Genomic DNA, 26,615 nt, shown 5'->3' on the forward strand with positions numbered 1-26,615 from the left:
CACCTCAGCCCACCTCAGCCCACCTCAGCCCACCTCAGCCCACCGAGCTGTAGGCCACCACGCCCCGCAGCACCGCGTCGACCGCCTTGCGGGCGCTCCCCGGCACCGTGCCCCCGGACGGGGCAGCGGCCGCGATCTGGCCGAGCACGTCGATCACCTGCTTGCACCACCGCACGAAGTCGCCGGCGGGCATGTCCGCGTCCCGCAGCACCACGTCGAGGCCGTTCCCGTGGGCCCAGCGGAAAACCGGCATCGCGAAGCCGAGATCGGGCTCGCGCTGGCCGACACCGGTGGCCTGGCTGATCCGGTGCTCCTCCTCCAGCGCGTCGAGCCGGCCCCAGATCCGCACCATCTCGCCCAGCGCCTGACGGGCCCGGCCGCCGGGCAGCTCGGGCGCCGGCGCGTCGTCGGCGGAGCGGGCCTCGTAGACCAGGGCGGAGGCGCAGGCCGCCAACTCCTCGGGGTCGAGCCCCTCCCAGACGCCGGCCCGCAGGCACTCACTGGCCAACAGGTCGAGCTCGCCGTAGAGCCGACCGAGGCGCCGGCCCTCCTCGGTGACCTCGTCGTCGCGCAGGTAGTCGAGCTCGGTCAGCAGCGCGCAGACCTGGTCGAAGGTCCTGGCGATGGTGTTGGTGCGGCCCTCGATCCGCCGCTCGAGCCCGCGGTTGTCCCGCTCCAGGCGGTAGTACCGCTCGGCCCACCTGGCGTGGTCCTCGCGCTCGTCGCAGCCGTGGCAGGGATGCGCGCGGATGGCGGTGCGCAGCCGCGCGATCTCGGTGTCGTCCGCCGCCGCGGCCCGCTGCCTGCGGTGCCGGCGCGGCTCGTGGTGGGACGCCTTGGAACGCAGCGCCGAGGCCAGGTCACGCCGGGACTGCGGACTGCGCGGGTTGAACGACTTGGGGATCCGCATCCGGTCGAACGCCTCGACCGGCACCGGGAAGTCGATCGACGCCAGCCGCTTGACCTGCCGCTGGGCGGTGAGCACCAGCGGGCGCGGCCCGTCGTGCTGCTCGAAGCCGCGGTGGCCCGGGCTGCGCCCGGCCGGGATCCCCGGGTCGAGCACGAGCGCGAGGCCCGCGAACTTGCCGGTCGGCACGTGGATGATGTCGCCGGGGCGCAGCTGCTCGAGCGAGCTGGCCGCGGCCGCCCGCCGCTGGGCCACGCCCTGCCTGGCCAGCTCCGTCTCCCGCTCCTTGAGGCGGTGCCGCAGCCGCGCGTACTCCTCGAAGTCGCCCAGGTGGCAGGTCATCGCCTCCCGGTAGCCGGACAGGCCCGTCTCGTTCCGCTGGACCTGCCGGGAGATCCCGACCACCGCCCGGTCGGCCTGGAACTGGGCGAAGGAGGTCTCCAGCAGCTCCCGCGAGCGGTGCCGGCCGAACTGGCCGACCAGGTTGACCGCCATGTTGTACGAGGGCCTGAAGGAGGAGCGCAGCGGATAGGTGCGGGTGCCGGCGAGGCCCGCCACGTGCGCCGGGTCCATCGCCCGCTGCCAGAGCACGACGGCGTGCCCCTCGACGTCGATGCCGCGCCGCCCGGCCCGGCCGGTGAGCTGGGTGTACTCGCCCGGCGTGATGTCGGCGTGCTGCTCGCCGTTCCACTTGACCAGCTTCTCCAGGACCACGGAACGGGCCGGCATGTTGATGCCGAGGGCCAGCGTCTCGGTGGCGAAGACGGCCTTGACCAGGCCGCGGACGAACAGCTCCTCGACGATCTCCTTGAACGTCGGCAGCATGCCCGCGTGGTGGGCGGCGATGCCCCGCTCCAGCCCCTCGAGCCACTCGAAGTAGCCGAGGACGTGCAGGTCCTCGTCGGGGATGGCCGCCGTGCGGCGCTCCACGATCTCCCGCACCCGCGCCCTGGCCGGCGCGTCGTTGAGCCGGAGCCCGGCGTGCAGGCACTGCTGGACGGCGGCCTCGCAGCCGGCCCGGCTGAAGATGAACGTGATGGCGGGCAGCAGCCCCTCGGCGTCGAGCCGGTCGATGACCTCGACCCGGCTCGGCGTGTAGACCCGGGAACGGTGCCGGCGCTCCCGCTCCCGGTCGGCCGCCCGCCGCCGGTCACGGCCGTTGCGGTCCCGGTCGCGGGCGCCCCAGGTGCGGGTGTTCTCCAGGCGGGCGATCCGCAGCAGGTCGGGGTTGACCTCGCGCTTGTGCTCCGACTCCTCGAACAGGTCGTACATCCGCCGGCCGGCCAGCACGTGCTGCCACAGCGGCACCGGGCGGTGCTCGGAGACGATCACCCGGGTGTCGCCGCGCACCGTGTCCAGCCAGTCGCCGAACTCCTCGGCGTTGGAGACCGTGGCGGAGAGCGAGACCAGGGTGACGGACTCGGGCAGGTGGATGATCACCTCCTCCCAGACCGCGCCGCGGAAGCGGTCCGACAGGTAGTGCACCTCGTCCATCACGACGTAGCCGAGGCCGACCAGCGCCTGGGAGCCGGCGTACAGCATGTTCCGCAGCACCTCGGTGGTCATCACGACCACCGGCGCGTCCGAGTTCACGCTGTTGTCGCCGGTGAGCAGGCCGACGCGGTCGGCGCCGTACCGCTTGACCAGGTCGGTGTACTTCTGGTTGGACAGCGCCTTGATCGGCGTGGTGTAGAAGCACTTGCGCCCCTGGTCGAGCGCCAGGTGGACGGCGAACTCCCCCACGATCGTCTTGCCGGAGCCGGTGGGGGCGGCGACCAGCACGCCCTTGCCGGACTCCAGGGCCTGGCAGGCCTCGATCTGGAAGGCGTCGAGATCGAAGTCGTACATCTCGCGGAACGGAGCGAGGGCGCTGGCCTGCTCGACGGCGCGCCGCCGAGCCTCTGCGTAGCGCTCGGCGGGGGACTTGTTCTCGGTCATTGTGGTTACGAGCCTACCGGCCGCCTCTGACAGGATGGTGATCTTTTACGGCCGCACGGGTGCGGCCGGGACCCTCGGTCCCGGCCGCGGCCGGGACCGGCTCAGGTGGCGTCGTCGTAGCCGTTGAGCCGCGGCGGGTCGTCGTCGAGAGAGCCCGAGCCGACCCGCTCCGGCGCCTCGATGGAGGCCGGGGTGAGGTCCAGCTGCGAGGCCTCGTCGTCGGACAGCTCGGCCTCCTCGTCCCGCCGGCGCCGGCGCCGGTCGTTGAACAGGGCGATGCCGCAGGCGATGAAGTAGAGGCCGGTGACGGGGACCTGGAGCGCGATCATCGACATCAGGTCGGTCGGGGTGATCGCGGCGGCGAAGACGGCGATGCCGACCACCATCCAGCGCCACCAGCTCAGCATCCGTTTGCCGGAGAGGACGCCTCCGATGTTCAGCATCACCAGCACCAGCGGCAGCTCGAACGAGAGGCCGAAGGCCAGCGCCAGCCGGACCGTGATGTCGAGGACCTCCTCGACGTACACGATGTTGGTCGCGTCGTCGGCACTGAAGCTCAGCAGCACCGGGATGGCCCGGGGCAGCAGCCAGTAGGCGAAGAAAGTGCCCGCCAGGAAGAGCGGCACCCCGACGCTGACCACCGCGCGGCTGTACTTCTTCTCGTTGCGGTGCAGCCCCGGCGCGATGAAGGCCCAGAACTGGTACAGCCAGATCGGCGAGGCGGCGATGACGCCCGTCAGCAGCGAGACCCGGAAGTAGGTGGCGAACGGCGACGTCAGGCCTTGCTGCGCGAGGACGGCGCAGCGGTGCGCGGCGGCGTCCGGATCCTGCTGGTCGGCGCAGATCGGAACCGGATCGGTGAGGAAGTCCATGATGTCCCTGGCGAACACCAGGCTGACGATGGTGACCGCCAGGATGGCGGCGACCGCGATACCGAGCCGGTTGCGCAGCTCACGCAGATGCTCCGTGAGCGGCATCCGCCCCTCGGGGTCCTTCACCGTTCTACTCCGTGCGGCCTTCGGCACCCCACGTCCTCATCTCATAGGGCAGCCGGAACACAGCCGGCCACCACGTTGACCTCGACCCCGCACAGCCGCCGGGGCGTCAGCCCTGGGCCGAGCGGTTCGGCTCGTCGACCGGGCGGGAGCTCGCGACGTCGCCGGGAGCGGCCTGGATCGTCCGCGGCGCCGGCTGCGGCTCGGCCGTGGTCGGCTCGGCGGCGGGGGTGTCGGTGCGGCCGTCGTTCTTCATGGCCTGCGTCTCGCTCTTGAGGATGCGCAGGGACTTGCCGAGCGAACGCGCGGTGTCCGGCAGCCGCTTCGATCCGAAGACCAGCACGACGACGAGGAAGACGACGAGGAGATGCCAAATCGAGAGCGAGCCCATAATCTTCTCCGTCTACCTTCTGTTCGGGAACGAGCTTCTGGCTGAAGCCTTGCCGTGCCGGAGACGGGCATTCCCGACGGTCCCGCACGTGCGGCAATCTTAACGCGCGAGGGTGAACACGAATCAATGCCCGCGCGACCACCTATTGTCGCTCGTCGGGCGGCCCGTCACCGCGGTGAAGGCCTCCGCTCCTGGTGACAAGGGGTGCGGCGGCCCGCTCCAGGTCCTCGGCCGCCCGGCTGACCCGCTCCGCCCCGTCCCCCACGGCCCGGGAGAACCTGCGTACCTCGATCCCCACCAGCACCGCCATCACCCCGAGCACCGCGACCCCGACGAACGCGAGGGCGAGCTGGAACATCGGCCAGAACACCGCTACCCGGCCTCCCCCGCCGCCTCGTAGAGCGCCAGGGCGGCCCGCGCGGCCTGCCGCGCGCTGTCCGCCAGCTCGGGCGGGGACACGATCCGGCCGTCCCCGCCGAGGCGCAGCGCCAGCCGGCGCAGCGTCGCCGGGTCGGGTGTGCGCAGCGTCACCCGCAGCCCGCCGTCCGGCAGCTCCTCGGCGGTGTCGTGCGGGTAGTACTCGGCCACCCAGCGGCCGCCCGGACCCACCTCGACGACCACCTCGGGATCGGTCGGTGCGGGCTGCACCAGGCCCTCGCTGAGGTCGCGCGGCTCCACGGGCGGCGGATCGGCCGGGATGTCGAGCAGCTCGATCCTGGCCACCCGGTCGAGCCGGAAGGTGCGGCGGGCCTCGGACCGCCGGCACCAGGCCTCGACGTAGGTGTGCCCGACGGCGAACAGCCGGATCGGGTCGATCTCCCGGTCGGTCAGCTCGTCGCGGCCCGGCGAGTAGTAGCGGATCCGGAGCCGCCGGCGCTCCGTTATGGCCCGGTCGACGTCGGCGAAGACGCCGCCCTCGGCCTCGAAGGTCACCGAGAGCCGCGAGCTGGCCCCGGCGTTCTCGCCCGCGGCCGCCTCCAGCTTGGCCGTGGCGCGCAGCAGGGCGTCCCGGTCGCCGTCACGAAGCCCGGGAAGGGTCGCCACCGCGCGGGCCGCGACCAGCAGGGCGGTGGCCTCGTCGGCGCCGAGCCGCAGCGGCTTGCCGGTGCCCGAGCCGACGGCCTCCGCGTTGTACCACCAGATGTGCTCGCCGTCGGTGTCGATGTCGAGCAGGTCCCCGCCACGGAAGCTGGTGCCGCACATGGGCAGCACCTGCAGGTCGGAGATCAGCTCCTCCTCGGTGATCCCGAAGGCCCGCGCCACCTCCTCCACCCGGGCACCGGGGCGCTCGCGGAGGTAGGTGACCAGGGACAGCATCCGCCGGGTCCGGTCGATGGCGGTGGTCGCCATTGTCAGTGCCTCTCCTTAGCCCTAGCCCTAGCCCTAGCCCTAGCCCTAGCCCTTGGCGACCGCGCGCAGCCGGTCGACCACGTCGGCCCGCAGCTCGGCGGGCTCCAGCACGATCACGTCGGGGCCGAACTCGGCCAGCCAGGCGCCGAGGCCGTGGCCGTAGGGGATCTCGAGCTCGTCCCAGTCGGGCCCCGCGGCGCCCGCCGCCACGCCGGTGGCCCTGGCGCGCAGCGGGTAGCCGGCGCCGGCGCGCAGCCTGATCCTGGCCTGCCCGGTGGCCTCCTCGCCGGCCCAGCGCGCCACGCTGCCCCGCACGGCGACCTGGTCGGGCACGGCAGCCGTAAAGGCACCCGACCTGGACCTGACCCGCCCGGAGATCCGGGAGAGCCGGAAGACCCGCTCGGCGCCGCGGTCCCGGTCCCAGCCGGCGAGGTACCAGTGGCCGCGCCAGCACTCGAGCGCCCAGGGCTCGACCTGTCGGGTCTGGGCGCGGGCGGCGTTGGACCTCCGGTAGTCGAAGGTGACCGGGCGGCGGTCGCGGCACGCGAGCATCAGCGGTTCGAAGGCGGCCTCACCGGCCGGGACCCGGGGTTCGAGCGCGCCGTACGCCTCGCCCTCCTCGGGAGCCAGCGGCATCCCGGCGGCGCGCAGCTTCTGGAGCGCGCCGCTGGCCGCGCCGGCCAGCCTGGCCTGCTGCCAGACCCGCGCGGCGAGCCCGAGCGCGGCCGCCTCCTCGACGTCGAGCGTGACCGGTGGCAGCTGGTTGCGGTCGCGGCGGGCCACGTAGCCGACGTCACCGTCGAGGTTCTCGACCGTCTCGATCACCATGCCGAGCTCGCGGAGGTCGTCCTTGTCGCGCTCGAACATGCGGTTGAAGGCGTCCTCGGAGCCGACCTCGAGGTACGCCTCGATGGAGGAGCGCAGCTCGCGCTTGCTCAGCGGGCGGCCGCTGCCGAGCAGGCAGAGCGCCAGGTTCATCAGTCGCTCGGCCTTGGCAATCGCCATGGAGCGCCGCCCTCTCCTCTTCAACACCGTGGGCCCATCCCGGGTTTGGACCGCGTTGGTCCGTTCGGGGATGGGCCCACGGTACCGCCTGTGGGGATCAGACCGAGACCAGGTCGCAGACGAAGATCAGCGTCTCGCCCGGCGCGATCCGGCCGCCGCCGGCCCCGGCGTCGCCGTAGGCCAGGTGCGGCGGGATGATCAGCTGCCGGCGGCCCCCGACGCGCATGCCCTGCACGCCGCGGTCCCAGCCCGGGATGACCTGGCCGGCGCCCAGCTGGAAGGTCAGCGGGGTGCCGCGGTTCCAGCTGGCGTCGAACTCCTCGCCACTGCTGAAGGAGACCCCGACGTAGTGCACGGCGACCTTGGCGCCGGCCTGGGCGACCGGTCCCTCGCCCTCCCAGATGTCCTTGATCTCCAGATCGGCCGGCGGCTCGCCACCCGGGAAGTCGACCTCGGGCTTGTCGATGTTCACGTGAAAACCCCTCCAACGGGCTTTGCTTCGGAAAACTGCTCTCCGGCGTGCTTAGGCCCTGCAGTCGGTGCCGGCCGCTCGGGCACGCTCGAAGGGTGTTACGCCGCGCCGACGATGTCGACGACGAAGACCAGCGTCGAGTTGGCGGGGATGCCGCCCTGCTCCTGCTCCCCGTAGCCGAGGTCCGGCGGGATGACCAGCACCACGCGGTCGCCCACGTGCTTGCCGACCAGGCCCTGCTCCCAGCCCTGGACGACCTGGCCGGTGCCGATCTGGAACGCCGAGGCGCTCTCCCGGTCCCAGGAGGAGTCGAACGGCTCGCCGGACTCCCAGGTGACGCCGGTGTACTGGACGACGAGCGCCTGGCCGGCGGTGACCTCGGGCCCGTCGCCCTGGATCAGCACCTGCTCCTGGAGCTCGGTCGGCGGCTCCTGGCCCTCGGGGATGGTGACGGTGGCGGGCTCGCCGGCCGGGGCCTCGACCTCGGGCAGGCCCTCCTCGGCGGGGGCCTGCTCGCCCTCCGCGGCCGCCTGCGGGTCGACGCTGACCGCGCCGGCGATGTCGAAGACCCAGACGACGCCGTCGTCCTCGGGGATCCCGCCCTGCTGGGCCGCCGCGCCCAGCATGTCCACGGAGCCGCCCTCGACCTGGATCCGGCTGCCGACCGTCTGGCCGATCAGCGGCTCGGTCGCGGTGGCGGGCAGCGCGGACTCGGCGCCGGCCTGCACGATGACCTGGGGGCTCGGGCCCTCGTCGGGCGAGAGCTCCTCGCCGGTGGTCGACTTCCAGGTGTTGATCAGCTCCATGTCGCCCTGGAGGGTACGCCCGACGACATTCACCCGGACGAAGTCCCCCTCGGCGACCTCGGCGCCGTCACCCTCGTCGAGCACCCGGGAGATGGTCTCGTCGGCGACGTCGGCGTCCTCGTCGACGGTGATCTCCGGCTGCTCGCCTGGCTTGCCCGACACGGTGGCCACCGGGCCGTCTGACGACGAGGAGCCGGAGCCGTCGTCGGAACCGCACGCGGCCACGGGCAACAGGATGGCCGGGACGGCCAGCACCGCGACGATGCGGCGCACTCGCTTGGTGGTGGGGATCATCAGTCCAACTCGGGTAGGCACGGTCGGGGGCGGGACCCGCTGGTCCCACCCACCCTACGACCTTCGGCACCCGTCCTCGGGCGCCCCACCCGCACACACCGGTCACATGCCGGCGATCAACTTCTCCACCCGCTCGTCCACCGACCGGAACGGGTCCTTGCAGAGCACGGTGCGCTGCGCCTGGTCGTTGAGCTTCAGGTGCACCCAGTCCACGGTGAAGTCCCGGCGCTGCTCCTGGGCCCGGCGGATGAAGTCGCCGCGCAGCCGGGCCCTGGTGGTCTGCGGCGGCACCGACTTGCCCTGGAAGATCTTCAGGTCGTTGCAGATCCGCTGGGCCTGGCCCTTGCGCTCCAGCAGGTAGTAGAGGCCCCGGCGGCGGTGGATGTCGTGGTAGGCGAGGTCTATCTGCGCGACCCTGGGGTGCGACATGGTCAGGTTGTGCTTGGCGCGGTACCGCTCGATCAGCTGGTACTTCATGACCCAGTCGATCTCGGTGTTGATCTTGTCGAGCTCCTGGCTGCGGATGGACTCCAGCGCCCGGCCCCACAGCTCGAGGACCTGCTCGGTCAGCCCGGTGCGCATGCCGCGCCGCTCGCAGAAGTCGAGCGCCTTCTCGTAGTACTCCTGCTGGATCTCCAGCGCGGAGGCCTCGCGCCCGGTGGCCAGCCGCACCTTGCGCTGGCCCGTGATGTCGTGGCTGACCTCGCGGATGGCCCGGATCGGGTTCTCCAGGGTCAGGTCGCGCATCACGGTGCCCGCCTCGATCATGCGCAGCACCAGGTCGGTGGCCCCGACCTTGAGCAGCATGGTCGTCTCGGACATGTTGGAGTCGCCGACGATGACGTGCAGCCTGCGGTACCGCTCCGCGTCGGCGTGCGGCTCGTCGCGGGTGTTGATGATGGGCCTCGACCTGGTGGTGGCCGAGCTCACGCCCTCCCAGATGTGCTCCGCGCGCTGGCTGACGCAGAACACGGCGCCGCGCGGGGTCTGGAGCACCTTGCCGGCGCCGCAGATCAGCTGGCGGGTGACGAGGAACGGGATCAGGACGTCGGCCAGCCGGGAGAACTCGCCGTGCCTGGCCACCAGGTAGTTCTCGTGGCAACCGTAGGAGTTGCCGGCGGAGTCGGTGTTGTTCTTGAACAGGTAGACGTCGCCGGCGATGCCCTCCTCGTGCAGCCGACGCTCCGCGTCGACCAACAGCCCCTCGAGGATGCGTTCACCGGCCTTGTCGTGCGTGATGAGCTCGACGACGTTGTCGCACTCCGGTGTGGCGTATTCCGGGTGCGAACCGACATCCAGATACAGCCGTGCGCCGTTGCGCAGGAAAACGTTGCTGCTACGGCCCCAGGACACGACGCGACGGAAGAGGTAACGGGCCACCTCGTCCGGGGACAGCCGGCGCTGGCCACGGAACGTGCAGGTGACGCCGTACTCGTTCTCCAGCCCGAAGATTCGGCGATCCATGAGTGAACATTACGCCTGATGCCCGGTTCTGAAACCGGGTTCGCGCGCGGCGTTTCGATCATTTTGCGATTCCGACGGCACGGCGTCCCGGCCCGACGATCCCCCGGGAGCTGCGAGAACACGGCGGGTGGCGGTCGCCACCAGCAGGGCGAGGACGCCGGCGGCCGCGGTGACCGAGAACCCGGCGGCCTCGCCGCCCCACTCGATCACCGGGCCGACCACGGCCTGCCCGATGGCCGCGCCGACCCCGAACATGGTGACCAACCAGGAGAACGCCTCGGTGACCGTGCCCACCGGCGCCTGGCGGTCGATGACGACGAACGAGCAGGCCAGCGCCGGAGCGAGGAACACGCCCGCCACCCCGCAGAGCAGGGTCATCAGGGGCACCGAGCCCGGCGCCAGGGCCAGCGGCAGGTAGCCGAGGGCGAGGCCGGCGAGCAGCCATCGCAGCCGGGGTTCCGGGGCGCCGCTCCAGGGCACGGCGCCGTAGCCGAGCCCGCCGACCAGGGCGCCGGCGCTCAGCGCCGAGAGCAGGTAGCTGGCGATCAACTCGTCGCCGCGGGCGTCGGCGTAGGCGACGGCGGCCACCGAGGTGGAGCCGAGGGCCACCCCCACGAAGAAGAAGCCAGCGAGCAGGGCGAGCAGCCCCGACGAGCGCAGTGCGCCGAGCCAGTGCGCCTCGCGCCGGTCCCCGCGCCACCGTCGGGAGGGGGCCGAGGTCGCCACCGCGAACGCGCCGAGCAGCCCGAGGACGTTGATCACCAGCAGCGCGGCGGTCTCCGACCAGAGCGCGACCACGAGCGTCACGGCGAGCGGGCCGGCGGTGAACATGACCTCCTGGGCCACCGCGTCCAGCGCGTAGGCGCGCTGCACCCGCCCCTCGCCGGCGAGCACGCTGGGCCACAGGGCGCGCAGCGCGCCCTCCAGGGGCGGGGTGGCGAGGCCGGCGACCACGGCGCCGAGGACGGCGAGCGCGACGGGGTCGGTGCCGGCGAGTGCCAGCAGGCCCATGCCGAGCGCGGACAGGACGGCCGAGGGGAGCAGCACCCGGGGCTGCCCATGGACGTCGACGAGCCGGCCGAGCAGCGGCTGCCCCACGGCGTTGGCGACGCCGTAGGCGGCGGCCAGCGCGCCGGCCAGCGAGTAGCCGCCGCCCTCGGCGCGGATGAACAGCACGATGCCGAGCCCCGCGGTCGCGTTGGGCAACCGGCCGACGAGGGTGCCGACGAGCAACCTGCCCACGTGCCGGGCCCGTAGCAGCTCCAGATACCCCATGGCCATGACCGCACCCTCCGCACGTGTTACGTATAACTTGGGCCTGAGTGTACGTACGATTGCGGAACTCCGGGAGAGCGGATCCCGGTCGGACAGGAGCGGGAGCGCGGCGGGGTGAGCGAGACGGGGCGGCAGGACCGGCCGACCAGCCGGGACGTGGCGCGCCGGGCCGGTGTGTCCCAGGCGACGGTCTCGCTGGTGCTCGGCGACCGTTGGCGCGGGCGGGTCTCCCCGGCGCGCGCCGAGGCGGTGCGCGCCGCGGCGCGCGAACTGGCGTACCGGCCGAATCTGGCGGCACGCAGCCTGCGGCTCGGCCGCAGCAGGACAGTGCTGCTCGTGGTACCCGCGCTCACCAACGAGTTCTTCGCCCGGGTGCACGCGGGCGCCGCCCGGGTGGCCGGCGAGGAGGACGTGGGGCTTGTGCTCTACCACTCCCCCGAGGTGGTGCTGCCGGCGCGCGACCCGTTCGCCTCGGCCAGCGCCTCGCTGGCCGGCGTACTGGCCTCCTCGATGGCCGCCGAGTCCCTGGCGGAACTCGGCGGGGGCGGGCTGCCGCTGGTGATGCTGGACAGCGAGCCGGGCCGCGGCGGCGCGGTGGGCACCGTCAACCCGGACATCGCGGCGGCGATGCGGCTGGTCGTCGACCACCTGCTGGCGCTCGGGCACCGCGCGTTCGGCCATGTCGCGGCGGCCGTGGACTCCTGGACCTTCGCCGTCCGGGCCGGGGAGCTCGCCGGGCGGCTGGCGGGCACGCCCGGCGCCCGCCTGGTGGCCACCGAGCGGGCGCCGCTCACCATCGAGGGCGGGATGCGGGCGGCCGAGCGCGCGCTGGCCGCGGAGCCCCGACCCACGGCCCTGGTCTGCGACGACGACCTGTTGGCGGCCGGCGCCGTCAAGGCGGCCCGGCGGATGGGCCTGCGGGTGCCGGAGGACGTGTCGGTCACCGGTTTCGACGACCTGACGCTGGCCACGGCGCTCGAACCCGAGCTGACGACGGTGCGGCTGCCGGCGGAGGAGTTGGGCGCGACGGGCATGCGCACCCTGCTGGCCGCGCTGGGCGGCGAGACGCCGGGGGGCGCGCGGCTGCCGGTCGAGCTGGTCCCCCGCGGCTCGACGGCCCGGCCACCGCGGGCGGCCGGGCCCGACGGCCGTTAGTCCTCGGTGCTCTCCTCGCCCTTGCCCTCGTCGTCGCCGGCCGGGGCGTCCTCGGTGGCGGCGGCCGACTCCTCGAGCAGCCGGGCGAGCTGCGCGCCGAGCACCCGCTTGAACTTCCGCTGCTGCGGCCTGGTGCGGTCCAGGACCGCCACCTCCAGCTGGTCGGCCGTCAGCGCGCGCTCCGTGCCGTTGCTCTCCCTGGTGAGCGACTCGACGGCGAGCCGCAGCGCCTCGCCGAGGCTCATGCCCTCCCGGTGACGCTGGCTCAGATAGCTGCTGATCTGGTCGGCGTTGCCGCCGACCGCGACCGAGCCGTGCTCGTCGATGATGGAACCGTCGTGCGGCAGCCGGTAGATCTCGTCGTCCGCCGGGGACTCGCCGACCTCGGCGACCAACAGCTCGACCTCGTACGGCTTCTCGGCGGCGCTGGAGAAGATGTTGCCGAGCGTCTGCGCGTAGAGGTTGGCCAGCCCCCGGGCGGTGACGTCCTCCCGGTCGTAGGTGTAGCCCCGCAGGTCGGCGTAGCGGGTGCCGCCGATCCGCAGGCTCTCGTACTCGTTGTACTTGCCGGTCGCCGCGAAGGCGATCCGGTCGTAGATCTCACTCACCTTGTGCAGCGCGCGCGAGGGGTTCTCGGCGACGAACACGATGCCGTCGGCGTACTGCAGCACGACCAGGCTGCGCCCGCGCGCGATGCCCTTGCGGGCGTACTCCGCGCGGTCCGCCATGGCCTGCTGGGGTGAGACATAGAACGGCGTCGACACCGGCGTTCGTCCCTTCAAAGTCCGTTGGAAGTCTTCGCGGCAGTCTGCCCGGCGCCCCCGGAAGCGGTCCGGCGCGCCGGGCGGCTAGAGCACCGGTGCCTGGGGCCCGTTGGGCAGTTGGAGGCGCCCCTCGACCACGGAACCGGCGACCTCGGAGATCTCCGTCTCGGAGAGCCTGCGGAACCCATCCTCGGTGATCACCGTGACGATGGGGAAGATCCGCCGCGTCAGGTCGGGTCCCGAGGTGGCCGAGTCGTCGTCGGCGGCGTCGTAGAGCGCCTGCACGACGGCCGTGACCGTCTGCTCCTCGCTGAGGTCGTCGCGGTGCAGCTTCTTCAGCGAACCGCGCGCGAAGATCGAGCCCGAGCCCACCGTCGCGAAGCCCAGCTCCTCGGTGCGGCCACCCGTCACGTCGTAGGAGAAGATCCGCCCCTTCTGGCGCTCCAGGTCGTAGCCGGCGAACAGCGGGACGACCGCCAGGCCCTGCATGGCCATGCCCAGGTTGCCGCGGATCATGGTGGACAGGCGGTTAGCCTTGCCCTCCAGGGAGAGCACGTGGCCCTCGACCTTCTCGAAGTGCTCCAGCTCCAGCTGGAAGAGCCTGACCAGCTCGACGGCGAGGCCGGCGGTGCCGGCGATGCCCACGGCCGAGTACTCGTCGGCCGGGAAGACCTTCTGGACGTCCCGCTGGGCGATCATGTTGCCCATGGTGGCGCGCCGGTCGCCCGCGAGCACCACGCCGCCCGCGAAGGTGGCGGACACGATGGTGGTGCCGTGCACCGTCTCCAGGTCGCCCTGCACGGGTGGCAGCACCCGATTGCCCGGCAGCCGCTCGGGGGCGTGGTCGGAGAGGAAGTCCAGGAAAGAGGACGACCCCGGCCGCAGGAAGGCCGCCGGGAGTCGCCCCTGGTCATGGGAGTTGGCTGCCACAGGGTTCCTTCCAGGTAGTAACAGTCCGCTGCCCCGGTCGGCGGCGCGGCCGGGGCAGAGGCGCGGTACGCCACGGACCCTACCCGTCAAACACTCATGATCCACATGGATCGCGGGAACTTCGCGGCACAGCCGCCGCGGTCTACTGACCGCCCTTCTGGACGAAGCTGCGCACGAAGTCCTCGGCGTTGGACTCGAGCACCTCGTCGATCTCGTCCAGGACGGAGTCGACGTCGTCCGTGAGGGCCTCCTGGCGCTCCTTGAGCTCCTCGGAGACCTCGGCCTCCTGCGCCTGCTCCTCTGTCTCCTGGCTGGTGCGCGACGACTTCTGCTGGCCGCCGCCGGTGTCCTTGGTCGCCATCTCCCTCACCCCATGATCAGATTCGACGTATCAGACGTATCAAGATCAGACCCTACTAGCCGGGACCGACATCGGCTCCCCGATCGCGTCGTCGCCATGGGGACCCACCTCCATGATTCCCTGATCGGCGGGAAATCAGCCTCCGGAGAGGGATCGGACCAGTTCCTCCGCGGTGGAGCAGCGGTCGAGCAGGCCTTTGACGTGCTCCTTCGTGCCCCGTAGCGGGTCCATCGTGGGCACCCGCTGGAGCGAGTCCCGGCCAGGGAGGTCGAAGATCACCGAGTCCCAGGAGGCGGCGGCGACGTGGTCGGCGTACTGGTCGAGGCAGCGCCCCCGGAAGTAGGCCCTGGTGTCGTCCGGTGGGGCGCCCTGGGCGCGCAGCACGTCCTCGTCGGACAGCAGCCTGGAGATCCGGCCGCGGGCGGCCAGCCGGTTGTACAGGCCCTTCTCGGGCCTGACGTCCGCGTACTGCAGGTCGACGAGGTGCAGCCGGGCCGCCTCCCAGCCCAGGCCGTCGCGCCGCCGGTAGCCCTCCATGAGCTCCCGCTTGGCCACCCAGTCCAGCTGGCCGGCCAGGCTCATCGGGTCGGTCTCGAGGCGGGTGAGCACGTCCTCCCAGCGGGCGAGCACGTCGGCCGTCTGCGGGTCGGCGTCGACGCCCCAGCGCTCCTCCACGTACTTCCTGGCCAACTCGTAGTACTGCATCTGGAGCTGGACCGCGGTGAGCGACCGCCCGTTGCGCAACGTGACCAGCTGCTTCAGTGACGGGTCGTGGCTGACCCGGTGCAGGGTGCGCACGGGCTGGTCGACGGCGAGGTCGACGGCGATGAAGCCGTCCTCGATCATGGAGAGGACCAGCGCGGTGGTGCCCAGCTTGAGGTAGGTGGAGATCTCCGAGAGGTTGGCGTCGCCGATGATCACGTGCAGCCTGCGGTAGCGCTCGGCGTCCGCGTGCGGCTCGTCCCTGGTGTTGATGATGGGGCGCTTGAGCGTCGTCTCGAGCCCGACCTCGACCTCGAAGTAGTCGGCGCGCTGGCTGAGCTGGAAGCCGTGCTCCGAGCCGTCCTGGCCGATGCCGACCCGGCCGGCGCCGCAGACCACCTGGCGGGAGACGAAGAAGGGCGTCAGGTGGCGCACGATCTCCGAGAACGGGGTCTCCCGCTTCATCAGGTAGTTCTCGTGGGTGCCGTAGGAGGCGCCCTTGTTGTCGGTGTTGTTCTTGTAGAGCAGGATCGGCTGCGCGCCCGGCACCTCCGCGGCCCGGCGGGCCGCCTCGGCCATGACGCGCTCGCCGGCCTTGTCCCACAGCACGGCGTCCAGCGGGTTGGTCGTCTCGGGCGAGCTGTACTCCGGGTGGGCGTGGTCCACGTAGAGCCGGGCGCCGTTGGTCAGGATGACGTTGGCGAGGCCGATGTCCTCGTCGGTGAGCTGGCTGGCGTCCGCGTTGTCCCTGGCCAGGTCGAAGCCCCTGGCGTCCCGCAGCGGGTTCTCCTCCTCGAAGTCCCACCGGGCCCGCCGCGCCCGGTGCATCGCCGCCGCGTAGGCGTTGACGACCTGGGAGGAGGTGAGCATGGCGTTGGCGTTCGGGTGGCCGGGAACGGACACGCCGTACTCCGTCTCGATGCCCATCACTCGCCGTACAGTCATGCGGCCCTCCTTGCCCGGTGGCGGTCCTGCGCCGAACCGTCGCTGCCTACGAGCCTAGGCGACACGGGGTGCGGTGAGGAGGTCACTGCGGGTTTCCATCGGACTGACTTGGAAGCACTGCCGTGGCGGGCGCCCGGCGGGCGCCCGCTGGGAAAACGCCCGGCTGCGGGGCCGCCGTGGCGTGCCCCGCAGCCGGACGCCGACGCGTCGGACGCGTCTTACAGGTACTGACCGGTGTTGGCCACCGTGTCGATGGAACGGCCGGTGTCGCCGCCCTGCTTTCCGGTGACCAGGGTGCGGATGAAGACGATCCGCTCGCCCTTCTTGCCGGAGATCCGGGCCCAGTCGTCCGGGTTGGTGGTGTTCGGCAGGTCCTCGTTCTCCTTGAACTCGTCCACGCAGGCGGCGAGGAGATGGGAGACCCGCAGACCCTTCTGGTTGTGGTCGAGGAAATCCTTGATGGCCATTTTCTTGGCCCGGTCGACGATGTTCTCGATCATGGCGCCCGAGTTGAAGTCCTTGAAGTAGAGGACTTCCTTGTCGCCATTGGCGTACGTCACCTCGAGGAAGCGGTTCTCCTCGGTTTCGGCGTACATCTGCTCGACGACGGTCTGGATCATTCCGGCGACCGTGGCGTCCGCGCTGCCGTTGTGCTCGCCGAGGTCGTCGGCGTGCAGCGGGAGCCGCGGCGCGAGGTACTTCGAGAAGATGTCCTTGGCGGCCTCGGCGTCGGGGCGCTCGATCTTGATCTTCACGTCGAGCCGGCCGGGGCGCAGGATCGCCGGGTCGATCATGTCCTCGCGGTTGGAGGCGCCGATGACGATGACGTTCTCCAGGCCCTCGACACCGTCGATCTCGGAGAGCAGCTGGGGGACGATCGTGTTCTCGACGTCCGAGCTGACGCCCGAGCCGCGGGTGCGGAAGAGGGAGTCCATCTCGTCGAAGAAGACGATGACGGGCGTGCCCTCGCTCGCCTTCTCGCGGGCACGCTGGAAGACGAGCCTGATGTGCCGCTCGGTCTCGCCGACGTACTTGTTGAGCAGCTCGGGACCCTTGATGTTGAGGAAGAAGCTCTTCCCGGCCGGCTGGCCGGTGACCTCGGCGACCTTCTTGGCCAGCGAGTTCGCCACGGCCTTGGCGATCAGGGTCTTGCCGCAGCCGGGCGGGCCGTAGAGCAGGACGCCCTTGGGCGGGCGCAGCTCGTGCTCGCGGAACAGGTCGGGGTGGAGGTAGGGCAGCTCGACCGCGTCGCGGATGAGCTCGATCTGCCCGCCGAGGCCGCCGATCTGCGAGTAGTCGAGGTCGGGGACCTCCTCGAGGATCAGTTCCTCGACCTCGCTCTTGGGCACGACCTCGTAGACGTAGCCGGAGCGGGGCTCGAGCAGCAGGGCGTCCCCGGCGCGGAGCGTCACGTCCATCAGGGGCTCGGCGAGCCGGACCACGCGCTCCTCGTCCGTGTGGCCGACGACCAGGGCGCGCTCGCCGTCCTCCAGGACCTCCTTGAGGGTGACGATGTCGCCGGCGCTCTCGAACTCCATCGCGGAGACGATGTTCAGCGCCTCGTTGAGCATGACCTCCTGGCCACGCCGCAGTTCGTCGAGGTCGATACCGGGGCTGACGTTGACCCGGAGCTTGCGGCCGCCGGTGAAGATGTCGGCGGTGTCGTCCTCGTTGCCACGCAGGAAGACGCCGAAGCCGGAGGGCGGCTGGGCCAGCCGGTCGACCTCTTCCTTGAGGGCGACGATCTGGTCGCGGGCCTCCCGCAGTGTGTTCGCCAGACGCTCGTTCTGCGCGGAGACGCCCGCCAGGTTGGTCTGCAGCTCGACGATCCGCTCCTCGAGGATCCGAGTGTGGCGCGGAGAGTCGGCCAGCTTACGGCGCAGGACGGTGATCTCCTGCTCGAGATCGGCTACCCGTCGGGCCGGGTCGTCGGACCCTCGACCGGGCCGGTCGCCGCGGTTGATGTCGTCGTTCTGGGATACCACGGTCCTCACCTCCTCCAAGGGGAGCTGGACGCTTCCAGACCCTACCTGGACCGGTGCAGTTCGAAACCCCTAGATCAAAAAGACGGTCGGGGTGTGTCCGATCTTCACCCTTGCGCACTCCCTCACGCCAGGGGAATACCCACCCGACACCACGGGAAAGCGGCCCGCTGTATGGTCGTAAGCGGTCAACACCCGTCAGGGACGGCTGTCTTTGACACAGTTCGACGCAGCTAGTACGACGCAGTTACACGAGGAACGGTAGGCCAGATGACCGTGCGGGACGAGGCGGCCGAGGAACTCGAGGTCTGGATCGACCAGGACCTCTGCACCGGCGATGGGATCTGTGCCCAGTACGCGCCCGAGGTGTTCGAACTCGACATCGACGGGCTCGCCTATGTGAAACCGCCGGTGCCGATCGGCCAGGAGGCGGAGTTGCTGACCGAGCCCGGCGCGACCGCCCGGGTGCCGCTGCCGCTGCTGCGCGAGGTGGTGGACTCCGCCAAGGAGTGCCCCGGCCAGTGCATCCACGTGCGCCGGGTCGCGGACCGGGCCGAGGTGTTCGGCCCGGACGCCGACTGAGCCGACTGACACGTCGCGCCTCAGACGCTGTTGGGCGCGGGCGCCGGCTCGAGTTCGAGGCGGCCGCCCCGCCAGGTCCAGCTGACGTCCCGGCGCTGGTCGGGGCAGCAGCGCGGCACGGCCTCCGAGGAGTAGCCGAGCAGCCGCACCGCCACGTCCGAGCCGCGGACCTCGAGGTTCTCCACGGTCATCCGTTCGCCCGGGTCCACCAGGGTGCCGGCCACGGTGGGCGGGGCGCCGGCCTCGGCCGGCGCGGTGAGCAGGTACACGCCGTTGGGCGGCGATCCCGAGCCGGCGTCGCAGCGGACCACCGCGACGGTCTCCGGCTGGTCGTCCGCGTCCAGGTCCACCTCGACGTGGTCGGTGACGAGGATGTCGAGCGGGCCGCAGTCGACGGGGTAGTCGGCGGCCTCCGGGTCGGGTGCCGTCGCCGGGGCCGGCGGCCGGGCGTCGTCCCCCTCGGTGGCGGGCGCCGAGGTGCCGGGCGCCGCGGCGGGCGCGGTGGCGCCGGCCGGTTCGATGAGCGAGGCCGCGCCGGTCACGGCGACGAGCACGGCCGCGGTGACGAACCAGTGGGTGGGGCGGGTGCGGGTGTGCGGAAGGTCGTTGCCTGCCGGAAGCACGCGGAGGACTCCAGGGGAGACGTGAGGGGGGAACACGGGGGTTGGACACGATGCCGGGCCCTGCCCGCCGGCAGGTGCACGGCATCGTGCCACAGGACGCCCCGCCGGTGAACGGCGGGGGCCCGTTCCCGACGGTCCGTCAGCCCTGCTCCGCGCCCTCGCCGCCGCTCTGCGCGCCGGGGCCCGTGTAGTCGGTGCCGTAGGCGCCGGGAGCCGGGCGGCGCCGGCGCCGGGGCGGCACCACGCCGTCGGCGAGCCGGCGGGCGGTGAGCAGGAAGCCGGTGTGCCCGATCATCCGGTGGTCGGGGCGGACGGCGAGGCCCTCGACGTGCCAGGTGCGGACCATGGTCTCCCAGGCGGTCGGCTCGTTGAACGCGCCGTGCTCGCGGATGGTCTCGACGGTGCGGGCGAGTTGGGTGGTGGTGGCGACGTAGGCGCACAGGATGCCGCCGGGCACCAGCGCCTTGGCGACCGGGTCCAGGCACTCCCAGGGGGCGAGCATGTCCAGGATGACCCGGTCGACCTCGGTGTCGGAGAGGTGGTCCTGGAGGTCGCCGACCGTGACCCGCCAGGCGGGGTGCGGGCCGCCGAAGTAGCGGGTGACGTTCTCCTGGGCGATCCGGGCGAAGTCCTCGCGGCGCTCGTAGGAGTGGAGCATGCCCTGGTCACCGATGGCGCGCAGCAGGAAGGTGCTCAGCGAGCCGGATCCCACTCCTGCCTCGACGACCCGGGCACCGGGGAAGATGTCGGCCATGGCCAGGATCTGCCCCGCGTCCTTGGGGTAGACCACGGCCGCGCCGCGCGGCATGGAGAGGACATAGTCGGGGAGCAGGGGGCGCAGCGCGAGATAGTCGACGTTCCCGGTGGTGCGCACGACCGTGCCCTCGGGGGCACCGATCAGCTCGTCGTGGGGGAAGGCACCCTTGTGGGTGTGGAAGCTCTTCCCCGCTTCGAGCGTGAAGGTGTAGTGGCGTCCCTTGGGATCGGTCAGCTGGACCTGGTCCCCGACCTTGAAGGGCCCGCGTCGGCGGGCCGCACCGGTCGGTTCGGACATGCGGGCCAGCCTAGTACCTCGGGTGGCGGCCTCGTCGCCCGGGTGGTCGGAGCCCGCCGGCTCAGGAGCCGGCGGCCGGCGGACGGCCGGGGAAGGCGGCGGGGCGGGCCATGGCGTCGATGAAGGCGCGCTCGACGTCGCTGGTGGACAGCACGCCGTAGATCTCGCCGGTCTCCTCGACCACCAGGTACTCGGTGGCCGGGGTGGCCCGCAGGTGGTCGAGCAGCCCCTCGCCGGTGAGCCCGGCCGGTACCCGCATCCCGTCGGTGAGGTCCTGGGCCAGGGTGCTGACCGGGACCCAGGGCCGGCGGTGCTGGGGGACGCCGGCGATGCCGGCCTCGCGGACCACGGCGACGGGGGTGCCCTGGCCGTCGACCACCACCAGGGCGCGGGCGCCGGTGTCGTTGGCCCGGCGCAGCGCCTCGGAGAGCGGCGTCTCGCCGGTCACGGGCACGGCGCGGCGGGTCAGGGCGCGGGCGTTGAGCCCGGGCAGCCGCTCGCGGAGCCTGGCCATCCGCAGGCTGTTGCCGGCCCCGGTCCAGATGATGGCGGCGAGGATGGCGGCGAGCAGCGCGTCGGTGAGCGTCTCGAGACCGGTGAACGAGTCGCGCTCGCCGGCCGAGCCCAGGTGGGTGGCGAGCGGGAAGCCGATCAGCACGGCGACGGCGAGCACCCGGCCGGTCCAGGCGGCGGCCACGGTGCCGGTCATCGGGGAGCCCGACACCTTCCAGACGACGGCGCGCAGCATGCGACCGCCGTCGAGCGGGAGGCCGGGGAGCAGGTTGAACACGGCGACGATCAGGTTGGAGATCATCAGCCCGGCGAGCAGCACGCCGGGCACGGTGTCCGCGTCGACGACGAGCATGCCCAGGTAGAAGACGCCGGCGAGGACCAGCGAGAGCAGCGGGCCGACGCCGGCGAGCACGAACTCGCGGCCCGGGGTCTGGGACTCCTTCTCGATCTCCGAGACGCCGCCGAAGAACTGGAGCTGGATCCGGCGGACCGGGAGGTCGAAGCGGATCGCGGCCACCGTGTGGGCGAGCTCGTGGACGAGCACGGAGGCGTAGAAGGCCACGGCGAAGAACAGCGAGACCAGGTAACGGCCGTTGCCGAGTTCGGGCAGCACCCGGTCGAGCTGGTTGCCGAAGAACCAGGTGATCAGCGCGGCCACGAGGAACCAGCTGGGGGCCACGTAGACCGGAACGCCGTAGACCCTGCCCATCAGGAATCCGCCGCCGGTGCCCTCCGGACGCCGCGGTTCCCGACCGTCGGCCGGCCGGCCCTCGACGTGCGGTGTCCGGTCCGTATCCGAGTCTCCCACCAGTTCCCCTCGTTGCCTTGTGTCCTCGCACGCGACCGCCGCCGCCAGGTCGATCGGCCGTCCGTACGGGCTCTGCCGTCGATGGTATGCCGCCCCGGTGTCAGTGACGCGCCGTAGGGTTCGCTCCATGCCGCCGAAGAATGGGTCCACCGCAACGCCTCCCAACTCACTGTCGCCGTCGAGAGCCGCGGATTTCATGCAGTGTCCCCTGCTGTACCGCTTCCGGGTGATCGACAAACTGCCCGAGGAGCCGAATGCGGCGGCCACCCGGGGCACGGTGGTGCACGCGGTGCTCGAGCGGGTCTTCGACATGCCGGCCGGGCAGCGGGTGGCGCCGAGGGCGAAGGCGCTGGTGGTGCGGGAGTGGGAGCGGCTGCTCGCCAAGCGGCCCGAGTTGGCGGGGCTGTTCCGCGCGGCCCCGGAAGGGGCCGGGGACCAGGCGGAGGGCCAGGAGAAAGCCGAGGAGGTTGAGGAGGCCGAGGAGGTCGCGGCGGACGAGCTCGACCGGGCGCGGCTGGCGACCTGGCTCGCGGAGGCCGAGGCGTTGGTGGAGCGCTGGTTCTCGCTCGAGGACCCGACGCGTCTGGAGCCGGCCGAGCGCGAGTTGTTCGTCGAGACCCGGCTGGAGTCGGGGCTGCGGCTGCGCGGGGTGATCGACCGGGTGGACGTGGCGCCGACCGGCGAGGTCCGGATCGTGGACTACAAGACGGGCAAGGCGCCCGGGCCGCGGTTCGAGAACGAGGCGCTGTTCCAGATGAAGTTCTACGCGCTGGTGCTGTGGCGGCTGCGGGGCACCGTGCCACGCCGGCTCCAGCTGGTCTACCTGGGCAGCGGCGAGGTGCTGACGTACGACCCCGACGAGTCCGATCTGCGGAGCGTGGAGCGGAAGTTGATGGCGCTGTGGGAGGCGATCAGGCTGGCGACGGAGTCGGGTGACTGGCGGCCCCACCGCACCCGGCTGTGCGGCTGGTGCGACCACCAGGCGCGCTGCCCGGAGTTCGGCGGCACTCCCCCGCCCTATCCGCTGATGATCCAGCCGGCGCTGCCGGTGGAGCTGCCGGGTCAGGCCCGGCCGGGGGCGGCCGAGTCGGTGTCGTGAGCGAGAATGGTGCCCGGCGCGCCGCGCCGCCGGTCGCGCCCCCGGGCGCCGGCCGGGTCTCGCCGACGATGGGTTACCTATGCCGATCCGCGTTCTGCTGGTGGACGACCAGCCGCTGCTGCGCACCGGATTCCGGATGATCCTGGAGGCGGAGGCCGACGTGGCCGTCGTCGGCGAGGCCGGGGACGGGGTACAGGCGCTTGAGCAGGTGCGGGCGCTGCAGCCGGACGTGGTGCTGATGGACATCCGGATGCCGCGGATGGACGGTGTGGAGGCGACGCGGCAGATCACCGGGCCGGCGAAGGACGGGCCGGCCAAGGTGTTGGTGCTGACCACCTTCGATCTCGACGAGTACGTGGTGGAGGCGCTGCGGGCGGGTGCGAGCGGCTTCCTGCTGAAGGACGCGCCGGCGGCCGAGCTGGTGCAGGCGATCCGGGTGGTGGCGGCCGGCGAGGCGATGCTCGCGCCGAGCGTGACGCGACGGCTGCTCGACATGTACGCGGAGAAGCTGCCGTCCGGTGAGACGCCGGTGCCCAACGCGCTGAGCACGCTGACCGAGCGCGAGCTCGAGGTGCTGAAGCTGGTGGCGCGTGGCCTGTCGAACGCGGAGATCGCCGCCGACCTGTTCGTCAGCGAGACCACGGTGAAGACCCACGTGGGCCACGTGCTGACCAAGCTCGGGTTGCGCGACCGGGTGCAGGCGGCCGTCTACGCCTACGAGAGCGGCCTGGTGCGGCCGGGCCTCTGAGCCGACGGGCGGCGCCCGCGGGAGGTCAGGAGGTCCTGCCGATCTCCCCGAAGCGGAACACGGTCGAGGCGTCGAGCGACCACTGGAGGCCGCTGACGCTCTCGGCGGCTACGGCGAACTGGCGGCCCTGCCAGATCGGGATGAGCGGCAGGTCCTCGGCGACGATGTCCTGGATCTCCTCGTAGTCGGGGACGGTCTCGGCGCGGTCGGGCTGCCGCTCGGTGCTCGGGATCAGCTCCTCGGTGATCCGCTCGTCGTGGTAGCCGTTGTTCAGCACGTTGTCCGGGCCGAAGAAGGGCTCGACGAAGTTGTCGGGGTCCGGGTAGTCGGGCACCCAGCCGCGGACGTAGGCGCCGTACGAGCCGTCGGCCACGCCGCGGGCGAACGCGTCGGCGTCGACGCTGCGCACGGTGGCGTCGAAGAGGCCGCTGGCGTCGAGTTGGGCGGCGAGGTGCTCGAAGGCGGCCTCGGTGTCGGGGCCGAAGCGCGTCGGGGTGACCCACAGGGTCAGCTCGACGGGCTCGGTGATGCCCTCGGCGCGCAGTGCGGCCTCGGCGCGCCCTCGGTCCGGCTCGTCGCCGTAGGTGTCGTAGAAGGCGGTGTTGTGGCCGGTGATGCCGGCGGGGACCACCGAGTACAGCGGTTCGACGGTGCGCTGGTAGACGTCCCTGGCGAGGGCGGAGCGGTCGACGAGCCAGGCGACGGCCTCGCGGACGCCCTGGCGGCCGGCCACCGGGTCGTCGAGGTTGAAGACCAGGTACTGGGCCTCGGCGCTCGAGCCGTCCACGACCTTGAGCCCGTCGCCCCGCCCGGAGCGCGCCGCGGCGCCGAGTTCGGCGATGTCGGTGGCGGCGAGCCCGCGGTAGGCGACGTCGACGCCGCCGTCGGCCACGGCGTCTCCCAGGGCGCCCTGGTCGCCGTGGAAGAAGCGCAGGGTGAGCCCGGAGTTCCGCACCTCGGCCGGCCCCCGGTAGTCGGCGTTGACCCCGAAGACGGCCTCGTTCTCGCCGTAACTCTCCAGGGTGTAGGCGCCGGAGCCGACCGCGCGGCCGTCGGTGCGGAGCGCGTCCGCCGGGTACTCGCGGTGGTTGACGATGGAGCCGGCGCCGGAGGCGATCTTCTGGGGGAAGGCGGCGTCCGGCCGGTTGAGGTGGAACGTGACGGTGTGCTCGTCCGGGGTGTCGATGCGGTCGATGGAGCTGAGCAGCACGGCGGGGCCGCCCGGGTCGTCGATGCGCAGCGTCCGCTCGAAGGAGAACCGCACGTCCTCCGCGGTGAGTTCGTCGCCGTTGCTGAAGGTGAGGTCGTCGCGGAGGGTGCAGGTGTAGCGCTGGCTGACACGGTCGGTGAAGCCGCACTGCTCGGCGGCCTCCGGTTGTGGCTCCACGCCGCCGGGCGGGAAGCTGAGCAGGGACTGGAAGACGTTGTTGAAGACCAGCCAGGAGCCGGGGTCGTAGCCGCCGGCCGGGTCGGTGGCCAGCACGGCGTCGGTCATGCCGACCACGACGGGCTCGCCGGTGCCCGGGCCGTCGTCGCCGCCCAGGGCACAGCCGCCGAGCAGGCCGGTGAGGGCCACCGCGACCGCCGGGAGGGCCGGTCGGGGAGCGCGAAATCTCACGTCCGCCGCCCTCGTCCCCGTCTGCTCACAGACAGACCCTAACGTCACATCCCGGTCCGTCGGGTCGAGGTGAGGAAGCTCACGGGCCGACCGGCGACGCCTCGGGCCCGAGGCCGACCTGGTCGACCCCGGCGAGCGGGCCGGCGCCGGGCGGCGCGGGGACCGGCAGGCGGCGCAGGAAGGCCAGGTCGACCTCTTCGAGGGAGCCGACGACGGTGCGGGTCGCGGCGGGCGGGATCGGGGCCACGGACGGCACGGCGACCACCCGGCAGCCGGCGGCCTCGGCGGAGGCCACGCCGGTGGCGGTGTCCTCGACGGCGACGCAGCGGGTCGGGTCGACGCCGAGCCGGGCGGCGGCCGTCAGGTAGGGGTCGGGGTGCGGCTTGGTGCGCGGCACCTCGTCGCCGGCGATGGTCAGCGTGAAGTGCTCGGCGCCGAGCGAGCGCAGCATCCGGTCGATGACGGTGCGGTGCGAGGCCGAGACCAGCGCGGTGGGGATGCGGTGCGCGGCCAGCTCGGTCAGCAGCCGGCGGGCGCCCGGCATCAGCGGGACGCCTCCGTCGAGGCGGCGCAGGAAGGTCGCGTTGAGCAGGTCGCGCACCTCGTCGAGCGTGATGTCGGCGCCGGTGACCTCGATCAGGTAGCCGGCGCTCCTGGTCATGGGGCCGCCGACCACGACCTGGCGGTGCTCGTCGGCCAGGACGTGCCCGAGGGCGCCGAACACCTCCACCTCGGCGTCCCACCAGAAGCCCTCGGTGTCGACCAGGGTGCCGTCCATGTCGAGCAGCACGGCGCCGGGGGTCGGGGCGAGGGCCGGTCCGGCGTCGACGACCTGGTAGGAAGACGTCATCCGCACACCTCCTCAAAGGGGCAGGAAGGCCGGCCGTCCACGGGAGACGACCGGCCTGTTCCGGACCGATCAGTCTACTTTGCCGGAGAAAATCCGACGACCGCGCGAGGCGGTCGTCGGACTATTACGCCCGATCGGGTTAACGGGCGTTGAAATAGTTGGCTTCCGGGTGATGAAGGACGATCGCGTCGGTGGACTGTTCGGGATCCAGCTGGAACTCCTCGGAGAGGGTGACGCCGATCCGCTCGGAGTCCAGGAGCTGGGCGATCTTGGCCCGGTCGGCGAGGTCGGGGCAGGCCGGGTAGCCGAGGGAGTAGCGGCAGCCCTGGTACTCGGTGCGGAACATCCCGTCGAGCTCGGCCGGATCGCCGCCGGCGATGCCGAGCTCGCCGCGGACCCGGGCGTGCCAGTACTCGGCCAGGGCCTCGGCGAGCTGCACGGAGAGGCCGTGGAGCTCCAGGTAGTCGCGGTAGGCGTCGGCGGCGAACAGCTCGGCGGCGGCCTGGCTGACCCGCGGGCCGACGGTGACGGTCTGGAGCGCCACGACGTCGGTCTCGCCGCTCTCGGCCGGGCGGAAGAAGTCCGCCAGGCACAGGTGCCGGCCGCGGCGCTGGCGGGGGAAGGTGAAGCGGGTGCGTTCCTTGCCGTCCTCGTCGAGGATGACGAGGTCGTCGCCCTCGGCGTGGCAGGGGAAGTAGCCGTAGACCACGGCGGCCTCGAGCATCCCCTCGGTGTGCAGCCGGTCGAGCCAGCCGCGCAGCCGGGGGCGGCCCTCGCTCTCCACGAGCTCCGCGTAGTCGGGGCCGCCCTCGCGGGCCGCCTTGAGGCCCCACTGCCCCTTGAACAGGGCGCCCTCGTCCAGCCAGGCGGCGTAGTCCTTGAGCGGGATGCCCCTGACCACCCGGGTGCCGAGGAAGGGCGCGGTGGGGATCGGCACGTCGGTGGCGGTGGCGGAGCGGGCCGGGGGCGCCGGCTCCTCGGCCG

The 26,615-nt window shown here is 72.1% G+C and carries 25 protein-coding genes; 4 read left to right on the plus strand and 21 right to left on the minus strand.

Going from position 1 to position 26,615, the window contains the following annotated elements; all coding sequences use genetic code 11:
• Window positions 1-34: 34 nt before the first annotated feature.
• From E1283_RS05480 to E1283_RS05525, 10 genes are all read right to left on the minus strand, one after another.
• On the minus strand, window positions 35-2,845 hold the full coding sequence (locus tag E1283_RS05480) for a DEAD/DEAH box helicase (RefSeq protein WP_132816730.1): 2,811 nt from the start codon (window positions 2,843-2,845) through the stop codon (window positions 35-37).
• Window positions 2,846-2,946: 101 nt separating this feature from the next.
• A complete protein-coding gene (tatC, locus tag E1283_RS05485) occupies window positions 2,947-3,870 on the minus strand; it encodes a twin-arginine translocase subunit TatC (protein ID WP_132816731.1) in 924 nt (307 codons plus the stop codon).
• A gap of 79 nt (window positions 3,871-3,949) precedes the next feature.
• The gene (gene tatA / locus E1283_RS05490; protein WP_132816732.1) at window positions 3,950-4,231 is read right to left on the minus strand and encodes a Sec-independent protein translocase subunit TatA; all 282 of its coding nucleotides are present in this window, start codon (window positions 4,229-4,231) and stop codon (window positions 3,950-3,952) included.
• A gap of 142 nt (window positions 4,232-4,373) precedes the next feature.
• Entirely contained in the window at window positions 4,374-4,601 is a 228-nt protein-coding gene (locus tag E1283_RS05495; RefSeq protein ID WP_132816733.1) for a hypothetical protein, read from the minus strand.
• A gap of 2 nt (window positions 4,602-4,603) precedes the next feature.
• Entirely contained in the window at window positions 4,604-5,581 is a 978-nt protein-coding gene (locus tag E1283_RS05500; protein ID WP_132816734.1) for a helix-turn-helix transcriptional regulator, read from the minus strand.
• Between the two features lie 45 nt (window positions 5,582-5,626).
• Window positions 5,627-6,586: a helix-turn-helix transcriptional regulator gene (locus E1283_RS05505; RefSeq protein ID WP_132816735.1), complete on the minus strand. Its 960-nt coding sequence runs from the start codon at window positions 6,584-6,586 to the stop codon at window positions 5,627-5,629.
• Between the two features lie 97 nt (window positions 6,587-6,683).
• Complete coding sequence (locus E1283_RS05510; RefSeq protein ID WP_132816736.1) at window positions 6,684-7,058, minus strand: FKBP-type peptidyl-prolyl cis-trans isomerase; 375 nt, start codon at window positions 7,056-7,058, stop codon at window positions 6,684-6,686.
• Window positions 7,059-7,156: 98 nt separating this feature from the next.
• Complete coding sequence (locus E1283_RS05515; RefSeq protein WP_132816737.1) at window positions 7,157-8,158, minus strand: FKBP-type peptidyl-prolyl cis-trans isomerase; 1,002 nt, start codon at window positions 8,156-8,158, stop codon at window positions 7,157-7,159.
• A 102-nt stretch (window positions 8,159-8,260) separates the two neighbouring features.
• A complete protein-coding gene (gene pafA / locus E1283_RS05520; RefSeq protein ID WP_132816738.1) occupies window positions 8,261-9,622 on the minus strand; it encodes a Pup--protein ligase in 1,362 nt (453 codons plus the stop codon).
• Between the two features lie 9 nt (window positions 9,623-9,631).
• The gene (locus tag E1283_RS05525; protein ID WP_132816739.1) at window positions 9,632-10,903 is read right to left on the minus strand and encodes an MFS transporter; all 1,272 of its coding nucleotides are present in this window, start codon (window positions 10,901-10,903) and stop codon (window positions 9,632-9,634) included.
• A 108-nt stretch (window positions 10,904-11,011) separates the two neighbouring features.
• On the opposite strand from E1283_RS05525, the gene E1283_RS05530 reads away from it, so the two are divergent.
• Window positions 11,012-12,052: a LacI family DNA-binding transcriptional regulator gene (locus tag E1283_RS05530; RefSeq protein WP_243744615.1), complete on the plus strand. Its 1,041-nt coding sequence runs from the start codon at window positions 11,012-11,014 to the stop codon at window positions 12,050-12,052.
• Here the strand turns inward: E1283_RS05530 and prcA are convergent.
• The 5 genes from prcA to arc form a co-directional block, all read right to left on the minus strand.
• Window positions 12,049-12,816 carry a proteasome subunit alpha gene (prcA, locus tag E1283_RS05535; RefSeq protein ID WP_132816740.1) on the minus strand — a complete coding sequence of 256 codons (768 nt, stop codon included), beginning with the start codon at window positions 12,814-12,816 and terminating at the stop codon, window positions 12,049-12,051. The genes E1283_RS05530 and prcA overlap by 4 nt on opposite strands.
• An 84-nt stretch (window positions 12,817-12,900) precedes the next feature.
• The gene (gene prcB, locus E1283_RS05540) at window positions 12,901-13,746 is read right to left on the minus strand and encodes a proteasome subunit beta (RefSeq protein ID WP_132816741.1); all 846 of its coding nucleotides are present in this window, start codon (window positions 13,744-13,746) and stop codon (window positions 12,901-12,903) included.
• 142 nt (window positions 13,747-13,888) lie between these two features.
• Window positions 13,889-14,107: a ubiquitin-like protein Pup gene (locus E1283_RS05545; protein ID WP_132816742.1), complete on the minus strand. Its 219-nt coding sequence runs from the start codon at window positions 14,105-14,107 to the stop codon at window positions 13,889-13,891.
• Window positions 14,108-14,242: 135 nt separating this feature from the next.
• Window positions 14,243-15,754: a depupylase/deamidase Dop gene (gene dop / locus E1283_RS05550; protein WP_132816743.1), complete on the minus strand. Its 1,512-nt coding sequence runs from the start codon at window positions 15,752-15,754 to the stop codon at window positions 14,243-14,245.
• Between the two features lie 218 nt (window positions 15,755-15,972).
• Window positions 15,973-17,757, minus strand: a complete 1,785-nt coding sequence (arc, locus tag E1283_RS05555; RefSeq protein WP_425086131.1) for a proteasome ATPase — start codon at window positions 17,755-17,757, stop codon at window positions 15,973-15,975.
• 249 nt (window positions 17,758-18,006) lie between these two features.
• Here arc and E1283_RS05565 point away from each other — a divergent pair, with 249 nt between their 5' ends.
• A complete protein-coding gene (locus E1283_RS05565) occupies window positions 18,007-18,318 on the plus strand; it encodes a ferredoxin (RefSeq protein ID WP_132816745.1) in 312 nt (103 codons plus the stop codon).
• A 20-nt stretch (window positions 18,319-18,338) separates the two neighbouring features.
• Here the strand turns inward: E1283_RS05565 and E1283_RS05570 are convergent, their stop codons facing one another.
• The 3 genes from E1283_RS05570 to E1283_RS05580 all read right to left on the minus strand — a co-directional run bounded on the left by E1283_RS05570 (window position 18,339) and on the right by E1283_RS05580 (window position 21,514).
• Window positions 18,339-18,941, minus strand: coding sequence for a hypothetical protein (locus E1283_RS05570; RefSeq protein ID WP_132816746.1), 603 nt, complete (start codon window positions 18,939-18,941; stop codon window positions 18,339-18,341).
• A gap of 139 nt (window positions 18,942-19,080) precedes the next feature.
• Complete coding sequence (locus tag E1283_RS05575; RefSeq protein WP_132816747.1) at window positions 19,081-19,995, minus strand: tRNA (adenine-N1)-methyltransferase; 915 nt, start codon at window positions 19,993-19,995, stop codon at window positions 19,081-19,083.
• A gap of 61 nt (window positions 19,996-20,056) precedes the next feature.
• On the minus strand, window positions 20,057-21,514 hold the full coding sequence (locus E1283_RS05580) for a site-2 protease family protein (RefSeq protein ID WP_243744616.1): 1,458 nt from the start codon (window positions 21,512-21,514) through the stop codon (window positions 20,057-20,059).
• Here E1283_RS05580 and E1283_RS05585 point away from each other — a divergent pair.
• Window positions 21,444-22,415, plus strand: coding sequence for a RecB family exonuclease (locus tag E1283_RS05585; protein ID WP_132816748.1), 972 nt, complete (start codon window positions 21,444-21,446; stop codon window positions 22,413-22,415). The two genes, E1283_RS05580 and E1283_RS05585, sit on opposite strands and share 71 nt — an antisense overlap.
• A 79-nt stretch (window positions 22,416-22,494) precedes the next feature.
• Window positions 22,495-23,163: a response regulator gene (locus E1283_RS05590; protein ID WP_132816749.1), complete on the plus strand. Its 669-nt coding sequence runs from the start codon at window positions 22,495-22,497 to the stop codon at window positions 23,161-23,163.
• 25 nt (window positions 23,164-23,188) lie between these two features.
• On the opposite strand, the gene E1283_RS05595 is transcribed toward E1283_RS05590, so the two are convergent.
• From E1283_RS05595 to E1283_RS05605, 3 genes are all read right to left on the minus strand, one after another.
• A complete protein-coding gene (locus E1283_RS05595; protein WP_425086132.1) occupies window positions 23,189-24,781 on the minus strand; it encodes an ABC transporter substrate-binding protein in 1,593 nt (530 codons plus the stop codon).
• A 79-nt stretch (window positions 24,782-24,860) separates the two neighbouring features.
• The gene (locus E1283_RS05600) at window positions 24,861-25,631 is read right to left on the minus strand and encodes an HAD family hydrolase (protein ID WP_132816750.1); all 771 of its coding nucleotides are present in this window, start codon (window positions 25,629-25,631) and stop codon (window positions 24,861-24,863) included.
• Window positions 25,632-25,770: 139 nt separating this feature from the next.
• The coding region (locus E1283_RS05605; protein WP_279571237.1) for a vitamin B12 dependent-methionine synthase activation domain-containing protein at window positions 25,771-26,615 on the minus strand (845 nt) is incomplete at its 5' end.

The organism is Streptomyces hainanensis (assembly GCF_004348415.1).
Lineage (GTDB): Bacteria > Actinomycetota > Actinomycetes > Streptomycetales > Streptomycetaceae > Streptomyces > Streptomyces hainanensis.

Bases quoted from the DNA above. Each gene is read 5' to 3' on its own strand.
- E1283_RS05480 (WP_132816730.1), bottom strand. From the start codon at position 2,845: ATGACCGAGAACAAGTCCCCCGCCGAGCGCTACGCAGAGGCTCGGCGG.
- tatA (WP_132816732.1), bottom strand. From the start codon at position 4,231: ATGGGCTCGCTCTCGATTTGGCATCTCCTCGTCGTCTTCCTCGTCGTC.
- E1283_RS05500 (WP_132816734.1), bottom strand. From the start codon at position 5,581: ATGGCGACCACCGCCATCGACCGGACCCGGCGGATGCTGTCCCTGGTC.
- E1283_RS05505 (WP_132816735.1), bottom strand. From the start codon at position 6,586: ATGGCGATTGCCAAGGCCGAGCGACTGATGAACCTGGCGCTCTGCCTG.
- E1283_RS05515 (WP_132816737.1), bottom strand. From the start codon at position 8,158: ATGATCCCCACCACCAAGCGAGTGCGCCGCATCGTCGCGGTGCTGGCC.
- pafA (WP_132816738.1), bottom strand. From the start codon at position 9,622: ATGGATCGCCGAATCTTCGGGCTGGAGAACGAGTACGGCGTCACCTGC.
- E1283_RS05525 (WP_132816739.1), bottom strand. From the start codon at position 10,903: ATGGCCATGGGGTATCTGGAGCTGCTACGGGCCCGGCACGTGGGCAGG.
- E1283_RS05545 (WP_132816742.1), bottom strand. From the start codon at position 14,107: ATGGCGACCAAGGACACCGGCGGCGGCCAGCAGAAGTCGTCGCGCACC.
- dop (WP_132816743.1), bottom strand. From the start codon at position 15,754: ATGACTGTACGGCGAGTGATGGGCATCGAGACGGAGTACGGCGTGTCC.
- E1283_RS05565 (WP_132816745.1), top strand. From the start codon at position 18,007: ATGACCGTGCGGGACGAGGCGGCCGAGGAACTCGAGGTCTGGATCGAC.
- E1283_RS05575 (WP_132816747.1), bottom strand. From the start codon at position 19,995: ATGTCCGAACCGACCGGTGCGGCCCGCCGACGCGGGCCCTTCAAGGTC.
- E1283_RS05585 (WP_132816748.1), top strand. From the start codon at position 21,444: ATGCCGCCGAAGAATGGGTCCACCGCAACGCCTCCCAACTCACTGTCG.
- E1283_RS05580 (WP_243744616.1), bottom strand. From the start codon at position 21,514: ATGAAATCCGCGGCTCTCGACGGCGACAGTGAGTTGGGAGGCGTTGCG.
- E1283_RS05590 (WP_132816749.1), top strand. From the start codon at position 22,495: ATGCCGATCCGCGTTCTGCTGGTGGACGACCAGCCGCTGCTGCGCACC.
- E1283_RS05600 (WP_132816750.1), bottom strand. From the start codon at position 25,631: ATGACGTCTTCCTACCAGGTCGTCGACGCCGGACCGGCCCTCGCCCCG.